The sequence below is a fragment of the Klebsiella sp. 141162 genome, assembly GCF_050600755.1.
In the GTDB taxonomy this organism is placed as follows: Bacteria; Pseudomonadota; Gammaproteobacteria; order Enterobacterales; family Enterobacteriaceae; genus Klebsiella; species Klebsiella aerogenes.
Genome location: NZ_JAQIRI010000008.1, coordinates 104,532 through 120,230 on the forward strand (window position 1 = coordinate 104,532; position 15,699 = coordinate 120,230).

The 15,699-nt window shown below is 58.3% G+C and carries 15 protein-coding genes; 6 read left to right on the plus strand and 9 right to left on the minus strand.

The window, feature by feature from the left end; genetic code table 11:
- Positions 1-24 precede the first annotated feature (24 nt).
- From mmuM to PGR23_RS19365, 3 genes are all read right to left on the minus strand, one after another.
- The gene (gene mmuM / locus PGR23_RS19355) at positions 25-957 is read right to left on the minus strand and encodes a homocysteine S-methyltransferase (RefSeq protein ID WP_141238300.1); all 933 of its coding nucleotides are present in this window, start codon (positions 955-957) and stop codon (positions 25-27) included.
- Positions 944-2,353, minus strand: a complete 1,410-nt coding sequence (gene mmuP, locus PGR23_RS19360) for an S-methylmethionine permease (protein ID WP_047045994.1) — start codon at positions 2,351-2,353, stop codon at positions 944-946. The genes mmuM and mmuP overlap by 14 nt, the downstream gene beginning before the upstream one ends.
- Before the next feature lie 230 nt (positions 2,354-2,583).
- A complete protein-coding gene (locus PGR23_RS19365; RefSeq protein WP_015368101.1) occupies positions 2,584-2,760 on the minus strand; it encodes a hypothetical protein in 177 nt (58 codons plus the stop codon).
- Positions 2,761-3,040: 280 nt separating this feature from the next.
- Here PGR23_RS19365 and PGR23_RS19370 point away from each other — a divergent pair, with 280 nt between their 5' ends.
- From PGR23_RS19370 to PGR23_RS19385, 4 genes are read left to right on the plus strand one after another with little or no spacing between them, the layout of a single operon-like run.
- Positions 3,041-3,850 carry an ABC transporter substrate-binding protein gene (locus PGR23_RS19370; protein ID WP_396280114.1) on the plus strand — a complete coding sequence of 270 codons (810 nt, stop codon included), beginning with the start codon at positions 3,041-3,043 and terminating at the stop codon, positions 3,848-3,850.
- Between the two features lie 5 nt (positions 3,851-3,855).
- Positions 3,856-4,674, plus strand: coding sequence for an amino acid ABC transporter ATP-binding protein (locus tag PGR23_RS19375; RefSeq protein WP_032707519.1), 819 nt, complete (start codon positions 3,856-3,858; stop codon positions 4,672-4,674).
- On the plus strand, positions 4,671-5,423 hold the full coding sequence (locus tag PGR23_RS19380; RefSeq protein ID WP_396279886.1) for an amino acid ABC transporter permease: 753 nt from the start codon (positions 4,671-4,673) through the stop codon (positions 5,421-5,423). The genes PGR23_RS19375 and PGR23_RS19380 overlap by 4 nt, the downstream gene beginning before the upstream one ends.
- Positions 5,413-6,117 carry an amino acid ABC transporter permease gene (locus PGR23_RS19385; protein ID WP_289578276.1) on the plus strand — a complete coding sequence of 235 codons (705 nt, stop codon included), beginning with the start codon at positions 5,413-5,415 and terminating at the stop codon, positions 6,115-6,117. Before PGR23_RS19380 ends, PGR23_RS19385 begins: the two co-directional genes overlap by 11 nt.
- Here the strand turns inward: PGR23_RS19385 and PGR23_RS19390 are convergent.
- Entirely contained in the window at positions 6,077-6,985 is a 909-nt protein-coding gene (locus PGR23_RS19390) for a LysR substrate-binding domain-containing protein (protein WP_045391015.1), read from the minus strand. The genes PGR23_RS19385 and PGR23_RS19390 overlap by 41 nt on opposite strands.
- A 134-nt stretch (positions 6,986-7,119) precedes the next feature.
- Here PGR23_RS19390 and PGR23_RS19395 point away from each other — a divergent pair, with 134 nt between their 5' ends.
- Together PGR23_RS19395 and PGR23_RS19400 are read left to right on the plus strand one after the other, a co-directional pair.
- Positions 7,120-8,313, plus strand: coding sequence for an MFS transporter (locus PGR23_RS19395; protein ID WP_045391018.1), 1,194 nt, complete (start codon positions 7,120-7,122; stop codon positions 8,311-8,313).
- 11 nt (positions 8,314-8,324) lie between these two features.
- Positions 8,325-9,506: an amidohydrolase gene (locus PGR23_RS19400; protein WP_348876141.1), complete on the plus strand. Its 1,182-nt coding sequence runs from the start codon at positions 8,325-8,327 to the stop codon at positions 9,504-9,506.
- 17 nt (positions 9,507-9,523) lie between these two features.
- Here PGR23_RS19400 and PGR23_RS19405 read toward each other — a convergent pair whose 3' ends face one another.
- The 5 genes from PGR23_RS19405 to ecpA are packed head-to-tail and all read right to left on the minus strand — an operon-like array spanning position 9,524 to position 15,688.
- Complete coding sequence (locus PGR23_RS19405) at positions 9,524-10,219, minus strand: fimbria/pilus periplasmic chaperone (protein WP_015704522.1); 696 nt, start codon at positions 10,217-10,219, stop codon at positions 9,524-9,526.
- The gene (gene ecpD / locus PGR23_RS19410) at positions 10,188-11,780 is read right to left on the minus strand and encodes a fimbrial adhesin EcpD (protein WP_227505038.1); all 1,593 of its coding nucleotides are present in this window, start codon (positions 11,778-11,780) and stop codon (positions 10,188-10,190) included. Before ecpD ends, PGR23_RS19405 begins: the two co-directional genes overlap by 32 nt.
- A 43-nt stretch (positions 11,781-11,823) precedes the next feature.
- Positions 11,824-14,349: a fimbrial biogenesis outer membrane usher protein gene (locus PGR23_RS19415; RefSeq protein WP_047046010.1), complete on the minus strand. Its 2,526-nt coding sequence runs from the start codon at positions 14,347-14,349 to the stop codon at positions 11,824-11,826.
- A gap of 25 nt (positions 14,350-14,374) precedes the next feature.
- Positions 14,375-15,043 carry a hypothetical protein gene (locus PGR23_RS19420; RefSeq protein ID WP_396279887.1) on the minus strand — a complete coding sequence of 223 codons (669 nt, stop codon included), beginning with the start codon at positions 15,041-15,043 and terminating at the stop codon, positions 14,375-14,377.
- Positions 15,044-15,100: 57 nt separating this feature from the next.
- Positions 15,101-15,688 carry a common pilus major fimbrillin subunit EcpA gene (gene ecpA, locus PGR23_RS19425; RefSeq protein ID WP_047046013.1) on the minus strand — a complete coding sequence of 196 codons (588 nt, stop codon included), beginning with the start codon at positions 15,686-15,688 and terminating at the stop codon, positions 15,101-15,103.
- Positions 15,689-15,699 lie beyond the last annotated feature (11 nt).

The window sequence follows — 15,699 nt, forward strand, 5'->3', positions numbered from 1 at the left end:
TCCGGGGGGAAAGAAATACAGGTGTTAACGGCCCGCCGCCAGCGCGGCGATATCCTGCGGCGTGGTGCGACAACAGCCGCCAATCAGCCTGGCGCCAGCCGCCAGCCACTGCGGCAAATAGGCCGCGAGCGTCGCGCAGGCTTCGCCGTGATGATGCCAGGTCTTGGTCAGCGCATCATAGTGCTCGCCGGAGTTAGGATAGACCACCAGCGGCAGCGACGTCAGGCTGTGCAGATGCTGCAGCGCGGCGGTGGTATTTTCCAGCGCGATACAGTTAATCCCCAGCGCCAGCACCTGCGGATTATCGGCCAATACCGCAACAACCTCGCGCAGCGGCGTACCGTCGCTGAGATGTTCGGCATCGCGCAGGGTCAACGAGAACCAGGCGCGGGCGCGCGGGTAGTCACGCAGCAGCGCCACCAGCGCCGTGATTTCGGCAAACGACGGCAATGTTTCACAGGCCAGCAGATCCGCCCCGGCATCCAGCAGCGCTTCGACGCGCGGACGGTGGAATGCCTGAAACGCCTCCGCGCTGCGCTGATAATCGCCGCGATACTCAGAGCCATCCGCCAGATACGCGCCATACGGCCCGACCGACCCGGCCACCAGCAGCGTTCCCGCCTGCGGGTTTTCCGCCAGATACGCCTCGCGGGCTTTACGCGCCAGCTCGACGCTTTTACCTATCAACGCCTTCGACTGCGCCTCATCCAGCCCGCGGGCGGCAAAGCCTGCCGGTGTTGCCTGATAGCTGGCGGTGATCGCCACCTGTGCGCCAGCGCGGAAATAGTCGAGATGCACATCGCGGATCAGCTGCGGGTTTTCCAGCAGTACCTTCGCCGACCATAAACTATCGGCCAGATTGCAGCCGCGCGCTTCCAGCTCCGTCGCCATCGCGCCATCCAGCAGCACGAACGGTTGCGTTTCAAGGATAGCGGTTAGCGGATTATTCTGCGGCATGTTGCGGCTCCTGAGTTAATTTCCGTGTACGAGTCAGATAGTAAGCGCCATAACATAGCGCGACGAACGGGATCCCGCACCACAACGCAATACGCTGGCTTGGGTCAAAGGCCAGCCCCACGCAGGCCACCAGGCAAAGTACAAAACCCAGCGCCGGCACCAGCGGATACCATGGCGCGCGATAGTGCAGCTCGCTTAACGCTTTGCCCTGTTGCAGATGGCGGCGGCGGAAAACAAAATGCGACGCGCAGATGCTCAGCCATACCGCGACCACCGCAAAACCGGAAATCGCCGACAGCGCAACAAACACCGTATCCGGCGCGACTACGCTGGAAAACAGCGCCAGCACGCCGCCCAGCATGCTCACCGTCAGCGCGGTTAGCGGCACGCCGCGTTTATTCACTTTGGCAAAGCAGGCTGGCAACGTCTTCTCATTTGATAGCGACCACAGCATCCGCCCGGAGGCATACAGGCCCGAGTTGGCCGCCGACAAAATCGCGGTCAGGATCACGAAGTTAAAAATATCCGCCGCATAAGGAATACCGACCTTTTCAAACACCAGTACGAACGGGCTTTTTTCCACCCCCGCCTGCTGCATCGGGATTAGCGCGGCGAGCACGAAAACGGTGCCGATAAAGAAAATAATCAGCCGGGCAATAGTGGTGCGGATCGCGACCGGAATCACCTGATGCGGGTTTTGCGTCTCACCGGCGGCAATACCGATAAGTTCGGTGCCCGAGAAAGCGAAGTTCACCGCCACCATGGTCATCAGGATCGGCAGGCCGCCATGAGGGAACCAGCCTTCGGCGGTGATGTTATGCAGCCCCGGCGCCGGTGAACCGTCGGTCAGCGGAATAAAGCCGAAGATGGCCGCGCCGCCGAGAATAATAAAAGCAATGATGGTGATCACTTTGACCAGCGAGAACCAAAATTCGCCTTCGGCAAAGAAGCGGGTAGAGATAACATTCAGGGCGAAAATCACCGCGCAGAAAATCACGCACCAGACCCACACCGGCACCTGCGGGAACCAGTACTGCATACAGAAGCCGGCGGCGGTAAAGCTCGAGCCGAGCGCCACGGTCCAGGTCAGCCAGTAGAGCCACGCCACGGTATAGCCGGTCGCCGGGCCGAGATAACGCGCGGCATACACGTGAAAGGCGCCGGTTTCCGGCATCGCCACCGACAGTTCGCCAAGACACTGCATCACCAGCCAGACCACTAGCGCGCCGATCAGATACGCCAGCAGCGTGCCCGCCGCGCCGGTGGTCGAGATAATATAGCCGGTATTGAAGAATAACCCTGTGCCAATGACGCCGCCCAGCGAGAGCATAATCAGGTGGCGCGTTTTCATGGTGCGCTTAAGTTGCCCACCTTGTTGTTGTGATGTTGTTTGCATATTGCCTTCTTTATGTATGGACGTCTAAACATCCAAATGAAGGTCATTTATACCGTGACGGTGGGGAAATTGCAAAACGGAGAAGGGAAAAAAACAGGGAGAACAGGAGTAGAAGCCAGGGTTTAAAGCTGCTTGGGCTGCGGAGCCTCTCCTTTTTACCGCAACCGCAAGCAGCCTTCTGCTACACAGAGCACACCTCGTTCCAGTAGGCTTCGCGCGTCCAGCGCCGCTCAGTATGTTTTGTCATGGCGAAACCACCGGGTTTCCACGTTGCCGAGATCCACGCCATACAGGCTGGCGACCGGCAAGATCGCCTCCATCATCCGTTGACCATCTTGCTGCCCGGCTTCTCCGTTAGATAAAAAAGCCAGCCAGCCGGTAATCCGTTGCCACAGCGCTACTTTCATTTCTCCTCCATCGGTCGGGTTTGCGTTGTTGTTATTTCAACCACAATCGCCGACGGGCGGGAAATATCAATTCCGAATTTGTAATCCTGGAAGATGCATATTCGCCGCTGCGCTTCGGTGACTAACCCCTTCCTGTAAAAGCGATTTGGTTAACAGCAATATCCCCATTTTTATTAAGAGATTTTGGTTATAGATAAGAATTTTTTCTTCTTTGCCGGACGAGGCGCTTTTGTGGGAGCGTGATAAACACAAAACAAAACAGGGATTCAGGGGAATGATGATGCATAAAACTTATACCAAAATCGCTTTTGCGCTGGGCGCGCTGCTGCTGACCGCCCAGGTTCACGCCGACCAGTTAGCCGATATCAAAGCCGCCGGGGTGGTGAAGGTCGCCACCTTCGACGCTAACCCGCCGTTTGGTTCCGTGGATGCCAAAACCCATCAACTGGTGGGTTACGACGTCGATTTCGCGCAGGCGCTGGCGAAATCTCTTGGCGTCAAGCTTGAGCTGGTGGCCACTAACCCGGCTAACCGTATTCCGCTGCTGCAGTCCGGTAAGGCCGACCTGATCGTCGCCGATATCACCATTACCCCGGAGCGCGCGCAGGTAATTGATTTCTCAACGCCCTACTTTGTAACCGGCCAGCAGTTCCTGGTTCCGGCTAAGTCGCCGGATAAACTGGATGACTACAGTAAAGCGCGCATCGGCGCGGTAAAAGGCACCACCGGCGAACAGGCGCTGCACCAGCGTTTCCCGCAGTCGCGGGTGCTCTCCTATGACGATATTCCATTGGCGCTGACCGCTCTGCGAAACGGCAACGTGCAGGCGATTACCCAGGACAGCACCATTCTCGCCGGGCTGCTGGCGGGCGCGCCGGATAAAGCCAACTTTAAAATTCTGCCGGACCTGCTGAGCAAAGAAGAGATTGGCGTCGGTGTGAAAAAAGGCGAGCCGGCGCTGCTGAAAGCGGTAAACGACGAGCTGGTTAAGCTGGAAAAATCCGGCCAGGCGGCGAAAATCTACGACACCTGGTTTGGCCCTGGCACCGCCTCTCCGCAGCCGCGCGCCTTTACCATAGAAGCGAAATAACCCAGATGTTTTCCGCCTTATTTTCACGATCCGCGGCTTCGGCCGCGGATTTCTCGCATCTGCAGCAGGCCAGTATTACCTTTCGCGACGTGGTTAAACGCTACGGCGATCATCAGGTACTTAACGGCGTTAATTTAACGGTCAATCCCGGCGAAGTGGTGGCGATCCTCGGGCCATCAGGATCGGGTAAATCAACGCTGATCCGCCTGATCAACCAGCTTGAATCGCTAAGCGGCGGCGAGATCCTCATCGATGGCAAACCGACCCGCCGCCTGACCGGCAGCGCGCTGCGCCAATTGCGCAGCCGGGTCGGCTTCGTTTTTCAGCAGTTCAATCTCTACGCTCACCTGACGGCGCAGGAGAATATTACCCTCGCGCTGGAGCGCGTGCACGGCTGGCAACACGATGCCGCCCAAAAGCGGGCGCTGGAATTACTCACCCAGGTCGGCCTCACGGATAAAGCGCGGCAGATGCCCGCTCAGCTCTCCGGCGGCCAGCAGCAGCGCGTCGCCATCGCCCGCGCCCTTGCCTCCTCGCCGCAAATCATCCTGTTCGATGAACCGACCTCGGCGCTGGATCCGGAGATGATCGGCGAAGTGCTGCAGGTGATGAAAGCCCTGGCCCACAGCGGTATCACCATGGTGGTGGTCACTCACGAGATGCAGTTTGCCCGCGAAATCGCCGATCGGGTGGTGTTTATCGACGGTGGCGAAATCCTCGAAACCGCGCCGCCGGCGGAATTTTTCGCCCGCCCGCAGCATGCGCGTACCCGCCGTTTTCTGCAGAAGGTGCTCGACCCGCTACATCAGGAGAGCGTTGAGTGATGGCGATTCTCGACTGGCATGGCGTGCTCAGCGGGCAGCCGCTGCAGTGGATAATCTCCGGTTTTCTCACTACCGTCTGGGTCAGCGTGGCCGGGATACTGCTGGCCACCGCGCTGGCGGTGCTGCTGCTGGCGCTGCGTCTCGGCGGCGGACGCCCCGGCCGCTGGCTGGTGGCGGCGTGGGTATCGCTGTTTCGCAATACGCCGCTATTGGTCCAACTGCTGTTCTGGTACTTCGCCGCCTGGAACCTGCTGCCGCTGGCGGCGCGCGATTTTATCAACGACTCCCATAGCTGGTCGATTCTACCGGGCGACGTCTGGTGGCTGACGCCGGAATTTCTCTGCTCAATGTGGGGGCTCGGCGTATTTACCTCGGCATTTCTGGTGGAAGAGATTGCCGCCGGGTTGCGCGCCGTCAGCCACGGCCAGCGCGAAGCGGCGCTGTCGCAGGGATTTAGCCCCTGGGGTGAATTACGTTTTATTCTGCTGCCGCAGGGGCTGGCCAACGCCTGGCAGCCGATTGTCGGCCAGTACCTGAACCTGATGAAACTCTCTTCGCTGGCCAGCGGTATCGGTTTTGCCGAGCTCACCTACCAGGTACGGCAAATCGAGAGCTATAACGCCCACGCGCTGGAGGCCTTTGCTGTCGGCACAGTGCTGTATCTGGCGCTGGGTATCGTTATGGGACTGGCGCTGACGCGTTTCGGTCCGGGATATCGTCAGCCACGGAGCGCACAACATGAACGCTAACCTCGCGGTGATCGCCGACAACCTTGATTATCTGCTGTGGGGACGGCTGGCGGAAGGCCAACCCGGCGGCGTGGCGCTCACTTTACTGATGGCCATCGGCGCGACCGCGCTGGCGCTACCGGGCGGTATTCTGCTGGCCTGCGCCGCCTGGCGCTACGGCGGAGCGGTCCGTCGTCTGCTATTCCTGTGGGCGGAAATTATTCGCGGTATCCCGCTGATCTTCGTTATTTTCTGGCTATGGTATCTGCTGCCGATGCTGACCGGCGGCGATCTGCCGGGCGCGGTGACGGTCACGCTGGCGCTGGCGTGGTTCACCGCCGCCTCGGTGATGCACTCGGTGCTGGCGGGGCTGCGCGCCCTGCCCGGCGGCCAGTATGAAGCGGCGCTGACGCAGGGATTCGCCCCCGGCCAGACGCTACGCTTAATCCTGCTGCCGCAGGCGCTGCGCAACGTCCAGCCGTCGCTGGTCGGCATTTTTATCGGCCTGCTGAAAGACACCTCGCTGGCGTTTATCGTCAACGTGCCTGAACTCACCACCGTCGCCGGGCAGGTCAATAACCGGGTGCAAATCTACCCGCTGGCGATATTCGTCTTTACCGGCGCGGTTTACTATTTACTGTGCTGCGCCCTCAGCCAGCTGGCGAGCCGCCGTTTTACCAGGCGTAGCGCTGACAGGCGCTTCGCAGCCGATTGAGAAACAGCCGGGCATTGGCGGTGAGCGCCGATTTTTGCGACCATACCGCGCAATACTGCGCCGCCGGGAGCGTGGATACCGGCAGCGTGACCAGCTTATCGCCAAGCTGCAGCGGCTGGCTCATGGCGCGCGCGACGATGGTCAGATAATCGGATTCCAGTACCATCTGCAAGCCGACAATCACCGAGTCGGTGCGTAGCGGGGTAATCGACACCTGGCGATAAAAATGAATCAGCTCGTTTTGTAGCTGCTGATAGTAGCCCATCGGTGACTCCGGCAGCAGCCAGCGGGCTTTACGCAGCGCCAGCAGATCGCTTTCGTGCGCCAGCGGATGCCCCTTGCGCGCGATAACGCAGAACGGCGCGGTAAACAGCGGTTCCAGCATCACCCCTTCCGGCGGATGCATCGGGTCGACCGATCCGATAGCCAGGTCAATCTCTCCGCTGCGGACGCCCGGCAGCAGCGACGAAAGCTGCCCCTCTTTCACCGTCATCTGTACCTGCGGCAGCGCCTGCTTAAATCCTTCGGCCACCTGCGGAAACACCGTCAGGGCAATCAGCGACGAAAAGCCGACCGTCAGCCGACCGTGGGTGACATGGTTTATCTGTTCCACCTCGTCCGCCGCGCGCCGCAACTCCTCCAGCACCCACTCCGCGCGCTGTAAGAAAGCGATTCCCGCTTCGGTCAGGGCGACGCCTTCTTTGCTGCGCAGAAAAAGTTGCGTGCCGAGGATTTGCTCCAGCTCACGTAATGTCCGGCTCAGCGCTGGCTGCGATTGCCCCAGTTCACGCGCCGCTGAGCGGATGCTGCCGCTACGCGCCACCTGCCGTAGCGCCTGCAGCTGGTTCAATTTGGGAAGATATTTCACCGCTCACCCCTATCAGAAAAAAGCATCACCTATAGAAAAATTATATCTTCCCGCCGCGCGGGTAAAGCCTGAGGATGCAGTGGGGGGATTTCCCACGACAACACATGCAACCATGAGACACCGGGCGGAAAAAAATGAAAAGTCAGTCTCAGATGATCTTCTTACTGTTTATCGGCTACGTGGTCGTTTATATCGACAAAACCGTCACCGGCTTCGCGCTGCTGCCTATCGAAAAGGAGTTCGGGCTTAACGCCGAGCAGTTGGGCTACATTACCGGCATCTTTTTTCTCGCCTATTCGCTGTTTCAGGTTCCGGCGGGCTGGCTTAACGATCGCATTGGCTACAAAACCATGCTGGTGCTGTCGCTGGCGGCGCTGGGGATCTTCGCGCTGTGCTTCGGCCTGCTGGGAGCGAGCTTCGGCCTGCTGCTGCTGTTCCGCTTTCTGTCGGGCGTCGGCCACTCCGGCTATCCCTGCTCCTGCGCCAAAGCGGTGGTAAGCAACTTCACTCTTGAACAACGTACCTTCGCCCAATCAATATTGCTGTCGTCAGCGGGACTGGCGATGACCATTGGGCCGATTATCGCTGTTAACGCGCTGGCGCTGCTCGGCTGGCATCTGTCGTTCACCGTACTGGGGATCGTTGCCTGCGCTATCGCCCTACTGATCGCCCTGCGCGTGCCGCGCCGACAGCCGACGGCGGTGGTCGCGAAACAGAGCGCCGCTGGCGCCGCCCTGTGGCGTAACCCCACGGTTATCCTGCTCTTTCTGGCTATCTTTTGCGTCAATATTCCCAGCTATGGCCTGATGGCCTGGCTGCCGAAGTTTTTTGTTCAGAGTATGGGAATGTCGCTTTCTGCATCCGGCTACGTGGTGGCCGCGGGGGGGCTGGGGATCTGGATCTCATCGCTCGGTACCGGCTGGCTGGTGGGCAAATATTTTCTTAATCGCGAACCGCTGGTGATTGCCATCAGCGCGCTAATCAGCGCCGTGGCGATCTTCGCCATCTTCCACGCCCGGACGCCGCTTATCGCCAGCCTGCTGCTGTTTATCGGCGAAATTTTCCTGATGTCGACCTTCGTCACCGCCTTTACCCTGCCGATGAAGCGCCTGCCGGAAAATATGATGGGCTCGGCCATCGGTCTGATTAATACCGGTGGTACCCTCGGCGGCTTTGTCTCGCCGATCGTCATTGGCTATCTGGTGGAGAAAACCCACGGTTACGCCAGCGCTTTCCTGTTTCTTTCACTGGCGATGGTTTGCTCCGCGCTGGCGGTGCTGCCGCTCATGAAACGTAAAACCGTCGTCAGTCAGCCCGTTATTGATTGAAGGAGTCACTGATGCAACACGCCACTGAACAATTCATTTCCGCCGCGGCCGAGGAAGCGCTGCGCTGGCGTCGGCATATCCACGCCCATCCGGATCTGTCGTTTAACGAGAAGCCGACCGCCGATTATATCGCCCGCGAGCTGGCGCTATTTTCCGGCCTCGAGATAAGCCGCCCGCTGGAAAATAGCGTGATTGCCGTGCTGCGCGGCGCGCATCCTGGGCCAATGTGGGCGCTGCGCGCCGATATCGATGCCCTGCCGCTACAGGAAGAGAGCGGTGAAGCATTCTGCTCAACGAAGCCCGGCGTAATGCACGCCTGCGGTCACGACGCGCATACCGCGATGCTGATGGGGGCGGCGAAAGTCTTGTGCCAGCTTCGCGAACAGCTGCACGGCAGCATTAAATTCATCTTCCAGCCTGCGGAAGAGGTGCCGCCGGGCGGCGCACGTGAGCTGGTTGAACTGGGCGTGGTTGACGACGTCGAACATATTTTCGGCCTGCATGTTTTCCCCACCAGCCCGGTTGGCGTGATAACCCTGAAAGAGGGTGTGTACGTCGCCTCCAGCGATAACTTTGATATCACCATTCGCGGCAAAGGCGGCCACGGTTCGATGCCACAGCACTGTATCGATCCGGTGACCATCGGCGCGGAAGTGGTCGGCGCGCTGCAGCAGATCGTCGCCCGCAATATCGATCCGGGCAACGCGCCGGTGCTGACTATCGCCACTTTTCAGGCCGGCGATAGCTATAACGTGATCCCCGACAGCGCGCGGCTGGCCGGGACGCTGCGTACCCATAGCCAGCAGGTACGCGAGGCGGTACCGCCGCTGATGGCACGGATTATCGACGGCATCACCGCCGCCCACGGCGCCAGCTACGAGATTAAATGGCAGCAGGGCTATGCGGTGGGCAACAACCACGACGCCACCAATCATATCGCCCGCGAAGCCATAGCCCGCCACTTCCCGGCAGGCACGCTACAGCTGCAGGATAAGGCGCTATTCGGCAGCGAGGATTTCTCCTCCTATCAGGAAAAAGTACCGGGCACCTTTCTGTTTATCGGCTGCGGCAATGCGCAAAAAGGGGCGACGTGGAACGTGCACAACCCGCATTTTCGCATCGACGAAGATGCGCTGGCGGTCGGCATTAAGACCCATATCGCGCTGGTGAGTCAGTTGCTGAACGAGGAATAATTCAGGCGATTGCCCGGCTATTTCACCGGGCAGTCATTGCTGATTTTAATAAATTTCTCGTTATAGATGATGTAGTGGTTGCCGGGCTTACGCAGCGACGGCTGGCGAACGACATCGCCGGGGCGCAGATACCAGGCGTCACCTTCCTCTTCCGTGGTGTCGCATCCCGGTTTGATCAGCAGCTTAAACCAGGTATTGCCGGTATTACTGACGCTCCCCGCCGCTTTATCGAACGCCCATTTAAACTGAACCTGCCGCGGGCGTACCACCAGAATGGTATCCATCACCACCACCGGCTCCATGCTGATCTGCCCGCCTGCCGGGGCGCGCATCACCAGGTTGCGGGTGGGAATTTCACGAAACGAGACCCGATAGTAGCGTTCGCGGTTATCCTTCGGCCCGTGATAATAGAACTTGAAATATTCGCTTTCGCCCGCCTGCAGCGTCAGCTGGCGCGGGGCGAACAGCAGTTCGCCGTCCGCCGGGCGGGCACGAACCTCATGGCCGCCGGGCCGGTCGATACCCACCACCGACACCCGATACAGCCGCGCGCTTTTATTGTTGTTGATAACCCTTTTCGCCGCAAACTCAGCGTCAGAGGCCAGCGAAAAGGTCAGATTACCGACAGAAATCGCCTGCGCCAGCGGCGCGGCCAGCAGCCACAGGCTCGCCAGCGTCAGCTTAATTAATGTTACGCCACGTCGCCTGGACATGAATCTCTCCTGAAGCGCTGACCTCGCCAAACCAGCCGTTGTCGGTGATGGTGCGCAGCGAGATAGGATCGTCCATAGCAATCGAGAAGCGCACCGTTGTTTTATCCATCTGCCCCACATCGCCGGAAATATCAGTCCACGGCGTGGTAAGCCATAGCGCATCGGTCATGTCGTGCCAGCTATCGTCGCAGCCGGCGTCGTAACTTTTCGTCGCCCCGCTTTGGGTAATGAAAGAGAGCGACGCCGGAAACGGCACCTGCGCGGTACCGTCCGCCGAGCTAAACAGGCAATACGAGCGCCCGCTAATCGCCTGTGACGGGCCGGTCACTTTAATCAACACCTCATCGGCGGCGGTTTTGCCGCTGGTGGTGACGATGTAGCCGAAATCCAGCGCCGGTTCGCCGCTGCCGACGTAACCCTCACGCGTAGGCGCCGAGGTGTACTCATCGGAGATAATGCTGATGCTGAAATCACGCGGTTTGATAATCAGGCTATTGGATGTCGAGAATTCATACCAGCCGGATTCCGGCGAAGTGGTGTTATAAAAACGGAAGTTAAACAGATCTTTGGTGTTAATGTCGCTAATGCCCAACGCCACCATCTGCTTGAAAAAGTTACTGGAGAAAAAGACATAGATAGAATCAGAGCTCTTCATCTCGTTAAAAGTGTAATACTGCAGAATGCCGTTGACTGGTTTCCATGAGTTACCATCAAGACTGAACTGCATATCGTAGTTACCTACCGCCGATGCCAACGCAGAGTTACTGATAGCCGGGAAAATGTGAATCGAGCTGTTGCTTAATCCATTAGTTTGCAGCGTATAGTTAACCATTTTGCAGCTTAAACCGGAGCGAGAACCAATCGTTTGTGTACGGCAATCGGCATTGCCTTCACCCAGCGTGGGCACGCCGTCGCTGTTGATAAACACTTCCGCCAGTGAGTGGGTGTTTATCAGGCGTAAGTGCCCCGCTTTGGTATGGGTTACGTCGCGGATATACCAGGTACCTGACGCCTGATCTTTACAACGCTCGCCTTTGCTCGCATCGTAAGCGACCGATGTCTGGCAGGAATTAATCGTCATCGTAAAACTACCGCCGATCGGCATCTGCTGCAGGTATTGATAAAAGGCATCGGACATCATCCCATGACGCCATTTCGTCCCGCTCCCCGTTGAGACGCCGTAAAATCCATTAGCATCGGTTGACTGGGGTAAAATCAGGCTGGTTGCCAGATCGCATCCCGAGTACCAGTTAATACACCGTAAACCCAGTAAAGGGTGAGAGACCGGCGCATTATCCAGCCACATATCAAACCGGTAATTAGCGGAGATCCCATGGTTGTGACCATCATCGATATAACCCAGACTGACCTGACGGTACGCGGTATCGCCAGAACCGGTTGATTTTAATCCGGTCCAGCGGTTTGAGCCGGTCAGGCGGGGATCCAGCGCGCCGCCAGGGGTGACAAAGAAGTTGTCATCAGAGTTGTTCTCGACAAAGACAAATTCGCGCGCCGGAGCAGCGGCTTCAGAATATTTTGTCACCGCCGCCTTAGCGTTCATCGCTAGCGGCGCAATCGTCAGCGTCGCCAAAGCGAGTAGCCACTTAGCTTTCATTACCTTCTCCTGTCTGCTGCACCGCCGCCCATGAAGAGAGACCGCTGCATACCACGTCCCCTACCCACACCGCGCCGCGCGCCTGGCTGAGCTCCAGCGCCACTTCACAGGTTTTATTTCCGCCGTAGCTAAAATCGATGGTGGGATATTTTTTATCGACATCCATGACAAATTCACCGTTCTCATCGGTACGGGTGCGTCCGATATGGTTATTAATGCGCGCGTTCGCCAACAGCGTGCCGTCTTCGGCGCGGATGCGCCCGGAGACGGTGACCATCTGCTTCACTTCCGGCTCGATCACCGCCACGTTACCGGGATAAAGCGTCAGGTGGCTCTTACGGCCGCTGACAATGTCGTAGCTGTCGATCGAGTTCTTACTGTTCTGCAGTTCGACTTCATAGCGGCTGTACGGCGACAGCGGCAGGTAGTTGCGTTTACCGCTGAGCTGCACGATGCGCCCGTTAACCTTAGCGCTGAGCTTGCCGTCGTCTTCCAGCCCGGTATTGAAGATCACTCCGGCGTTGCCGTCGGTTCGCCCGCTGGCGGCGATGTTTTTCCCCTGCCAGCCGACGCTGCCGCTGGCGGTCAGGTTGGTGTTCACGTAGCCGTCGGCGCCGCTGTTAACGTTCAGTGTGCCGTTGGTGTAGCGCGTTTCGAACTGCGTATAAGCGCCGCCGCTTAAGGTTTTGTCGTCGCCGGTATCGCCGGAAATCGCCCGCGAAATATTGGCGCCGACGGTTCGAATCGCCCCTTCATTAAACTGCTTACGCGCCGAAATGTTGGCCATGGTATAGCCGTTCTGATGGGTCATCCCGGCGCTGAACCAGTTGCCCAGCGGCAGTGATAAATCGAGGGCGATATATTTCCCGGTGTTGGCGTTGCTATCGCCGTTGTTATAGCGCTGTAAGCCCGCGCGCAGGCCTAGCGAGCCAAAAGAGCCGCTATAAATCGTCTGGTAATAATCCGCCGTGTAGTAATGGCTGTTGTAGCGGCGATCATCGTTGTAGCTGATGCTGAAAGTGCCTAGTTTTGACCACAGGGCGTTCAGGTTCAGCGTGCCGCCGATCGCCCGGTTATCGGCATCGCTGCGGCGCAGCTTATCGCCGATAACGGTCTTTTCCTGGTTAATCCACAGCGAGCTAAAGCCGCCGGGCAAGGTGGCGCTAACGCTGCCAATACTGCTCCAGGAACTGTCGCTGGCCAGCATGTTTTGCAGGTTGATATTCACCGCCTCGGTTAGCGGTAGCGTAATGCGCGTTTCGCCGACGGCGTTGCTATCGTAGCCGTAGCCGGTGGCCGCCCAACTGAGCGTACTCAGCGATCCGGAAGCCGACGCCCCCGCCAGCCAGCTCTCTTTCGCCGGCTGCGTCTTTTTGCCGCTTTCCGACCAGCGGTCCATATGGAAACTGCCGCCCCATATTTGCCAGGCCAGCGGCGCGCCCGCGCCGCGTCCGCGAGTAAACAGCTTGTTGACGCGTTGGGTGCGTTTGCTGACCACTCTTCCGTTGACGATAACTTCGACGTCAACGTCGTAAATACCGTACGGCAGGCCTCGGGTATCAACTTCATGATTCCCCATGACGAAGTTCTGCACGCTTAACAGGCGCCCGTCGCGCATCAGGTGGACCTCGCCTGCCGCCGGTAAGAATGCCACCACCGGCGTCGCCGATTGGCTGTTGTCAAATACCGTAGAGCTGGCCTGGTTTCCCCACGACGCGCCGTAGATTTTACCGGCCGAAATCGCGGTCATCGGCCCCAGCGATTGTAAGTTCCAGGTATCCAGCATCCCGCCGGCAAAACGGTGCCCGGCGAAGTCGCGCTCGTACATCGCTTTATACAGTTCATTGTCCTGGTGGCTGGTGCCGATACCGTACAGCGAGCCGTCGAGCACCACGTGATGCTCGCGCAGCGCGCTAACGCTATTGAGTGACAGATAGCTGGAGGTATTGCTGCCGCCGCTACGCATCTGGTTGTTGTAGACCCCGAGGTTATAGGTGAGGTTATTACTGAAAGTTTTAACGCTCGACTGGCCAATATCCTCGCTGCGCGACCGCAGTACGGTTCCCAGAGCCTCACGTTTCACCACCAGTTGCAGCAGCAGCTGGCGCAGACTAAGTTGCAGCTGCGCGGCATCGGTTAAGGGGATCTTCAGCGCGTCGTTGAAAGCCTCATTGGATAAACGGCTGAGCTGTTGACGCGTCTCGTCGCTGACGCGAGCGTTGTCATCGCCCTCTTCAAGGGTGATTTGCCGGACCCGCAGCACATCGCCATCAAGCCAGATATACGCGGCGCCGATACGCTGATCGTTTTGATTATCGCGGCTGCCTTCAAGATGAATAAACAGAGGAATGCTCATGCCGTCCTGCAAAGCCTGGCTGAAAGCCTGCGGGATAATCACGCCGCCGATTTGCTGCACGCGCTCGGCGGCCATGCTGTCGCTATAAGGCGCCAGCAAAAGAACCATGCCGGAGGCAAGCAGCGCGTTCAGTCCAGGGGTGATCCGTCGTAAAGGCATAGTCTTAATCCATCAGCACACATGTCTATTTCACGGGAACAAACTGCTCGCCCTGCCAGAGCGCGACCCGTCCTTTTTTGTCAGCAATATTGACGCGCGTGAAGCGACGCGATTTCCCCGGCATCAGGTAGTAGTTTTCTTTGCACTCTTTGCCATCGGCGATTTTCAGACACGGGCCGTAGGCGATAATGCGCAAGGTGGCGTTACCGGTATTGGTCAGCGTGTCGCCGGCATACTGATAGCGAAAATTAGCCTGACGCGGCGCCACCACCAGAATGGTGCCGATGCGGGCTGAAGCGGTGGCCACGGCGCTGCGCTGGGAGCCATTGCGCTGGGCATCGCTTAAGGCCTGATCGAACCAGACAATGCGGTAGTAGCGCTCTTTATCATCCGCCGGGCCTTTGTAGAAAAAGCGCACCACTTCACTGGCCTTTGCAGGCAACAACAAACTGGCGGGGGTCAGCAGGATTTCGTCCTGTTTATCCATCGGGATAACCTTGCCGCCTTCCAGCGGTGAAGAGAGACGTTCCAGATGAATGTTGATTAAGCGGCCGCTATCGGTGGTATTTTTGATCTCTTTACTTAGCGTGCTGCTGCCGCTGTTCATAAAGGAAGAGATATCGCCGACATCCAGCGCCAGCGCCGGATTCGCCAGCCCCAGCAGCAGGCCAATGGCCAGAAGATGTTTTTTCATAAGCGTTCAGTCCTTGAAGAGGCAGGGGGAGTCCCCCTGCCCGGTGCTACGAGAAAATCAGCTGGTCCAGGTGGCGTCGAACTGCACGCTCACGTCACCGCTCCAGATCCCTTCCGGCAGCGTGCTGTAATCGGTTACCGCGGTGGCGCCGTCGGTGGTACCGCTGATGATGGAGAAGTTAAAGCCGTCCTGCGCGGTGGTGCGGCCTGCGGTGTTGTAGCCGTTAGACAGCGCGCTGAGGTTGCCGCCCAGCACGCCGTTAGCGGTGTCGATCATAATGGTGTCAGCAGTCTTCTCTACCGCGACGCCGTTATAATCCACGCCCACGCTCAGCGTTGAGCCGGAGGTATCCAGCTGGGTCAGCGTGTTAGTGATAAGACGTGAAGTCAGTTTGAAGGCAGTCGCCGTGGTATCGCCTTCAACCGCAACATCAAACAGACCTTTTTGTGAGTTAAAGCCCTTAATCCCTTCGGCATACTGGAAAGCCAGGCTGCCAAGCGGGGTAACAACCAGTTTGCTTGAAGTGTCTTTTTTCGCGGTTGCAGACCAGGTAGCCACGGCCTGAGCAGTAACATCAGCAGCCTGAGCAACACCCATTCCAGCAAACGCCGTTACCAGAGCAATAGCAATAACCTTTTTTTTCATAGCTTTTTCAT

Excerpts from the sequence above, each read along its gene's own strand:
- PGR23_RS19405 (WP_015704522.1), bottom strand. The coding sequence starts at position 10,219 with ATGTCCAGGCGACGTGGCGTAACATTAATTAAGCTGACGCTGGCGAGC.
- ecpA (WP_047046013.1), bottom strand. The coding sequence starts at position 15,688 with ATGAAAAAAAAGGTTATTGCTATTGCTCTGGTAACGGCGTTTGCTGGA.
- PGR23_RS19395 (WP_045391018.1), top strand. The coding sequence starts at position 7,120 with ATGAAAAGTCAGTCTCAGATGATCTTCTTACTGTTTATCGGCTACGTG.
- mmuP (WP_047045994.1), bottom strand. The coding sequence starts at position 2,353 with ATGCAAACAACATCACAACAACAAGGTGGGCAACTTAAGCGCACCATG.
- PGR23_RS19420 (WP_396279887.1), bottom strand. The coding sequence starts at position 15,043 with ATGAAAAAACATCTTCTGGCCATTGGCCTGCTGCTGGGGCTGGCGAAT.
- PGR23_RS19365 (WP_015368101.1), bottom strand. The coding sequence starts at position 2,760 with ATGAAAGTAGCGCTGTGGCAACGGATTACCGGCTGGCTGGCTTTTTTA.
- PGR23_RS19375 (WP_032707519.1), top strand. The coding sequence starts at position 3,856 with ATGTTTTCCGCCTTATTTTCACGATCCGCGGCTTCGGCCGCGGATTTC.
- PGR23_RS19370 (WP_396280114.1), top strand. The coding sequence starts at position 3,041 with ATGCATAAAACTTATACCAAAATCGCTTTTGCGCTGGGCGCGCTGCTG.
- ecpD (WP_227505038.1), bottom strand. The coding sequence starts at position 11,780 with ATGAACGCTAAGGCGGCGGTGACAAAATATTCTGAAGCCGCTGCTCCG.
- PGR23_RS19400 (WP_348876141.1), top strand. The coding sequence starts at position 8,325 with ATGCAACACGCCACTGAACAATTCATTTCCGCCGCGGCCGAGGAAGCG.
- PGR23_RS19385 (WP_289578276.1), top strand. The coding sequence starts at position 5,413 with ATGAACGCTAACCTCGCGGTGATCGCCGACAACCTTGATTATCTGCTG.
- mmuM (WP_141238300.1), bottom strand. The coding sequence starts at position 957 with ATGCCGCAGAATAATCCGCTAACCGCTATCCTTGAAACGCAACCGTTC.
- PGR23_RS19415 (WP_047046010.1), bottom strand. The coding sequence starts at position 14,349 with ATGCCTTTACGACGGATCACCCCTGGACTGAACGCGCTGCTTGCCTCC.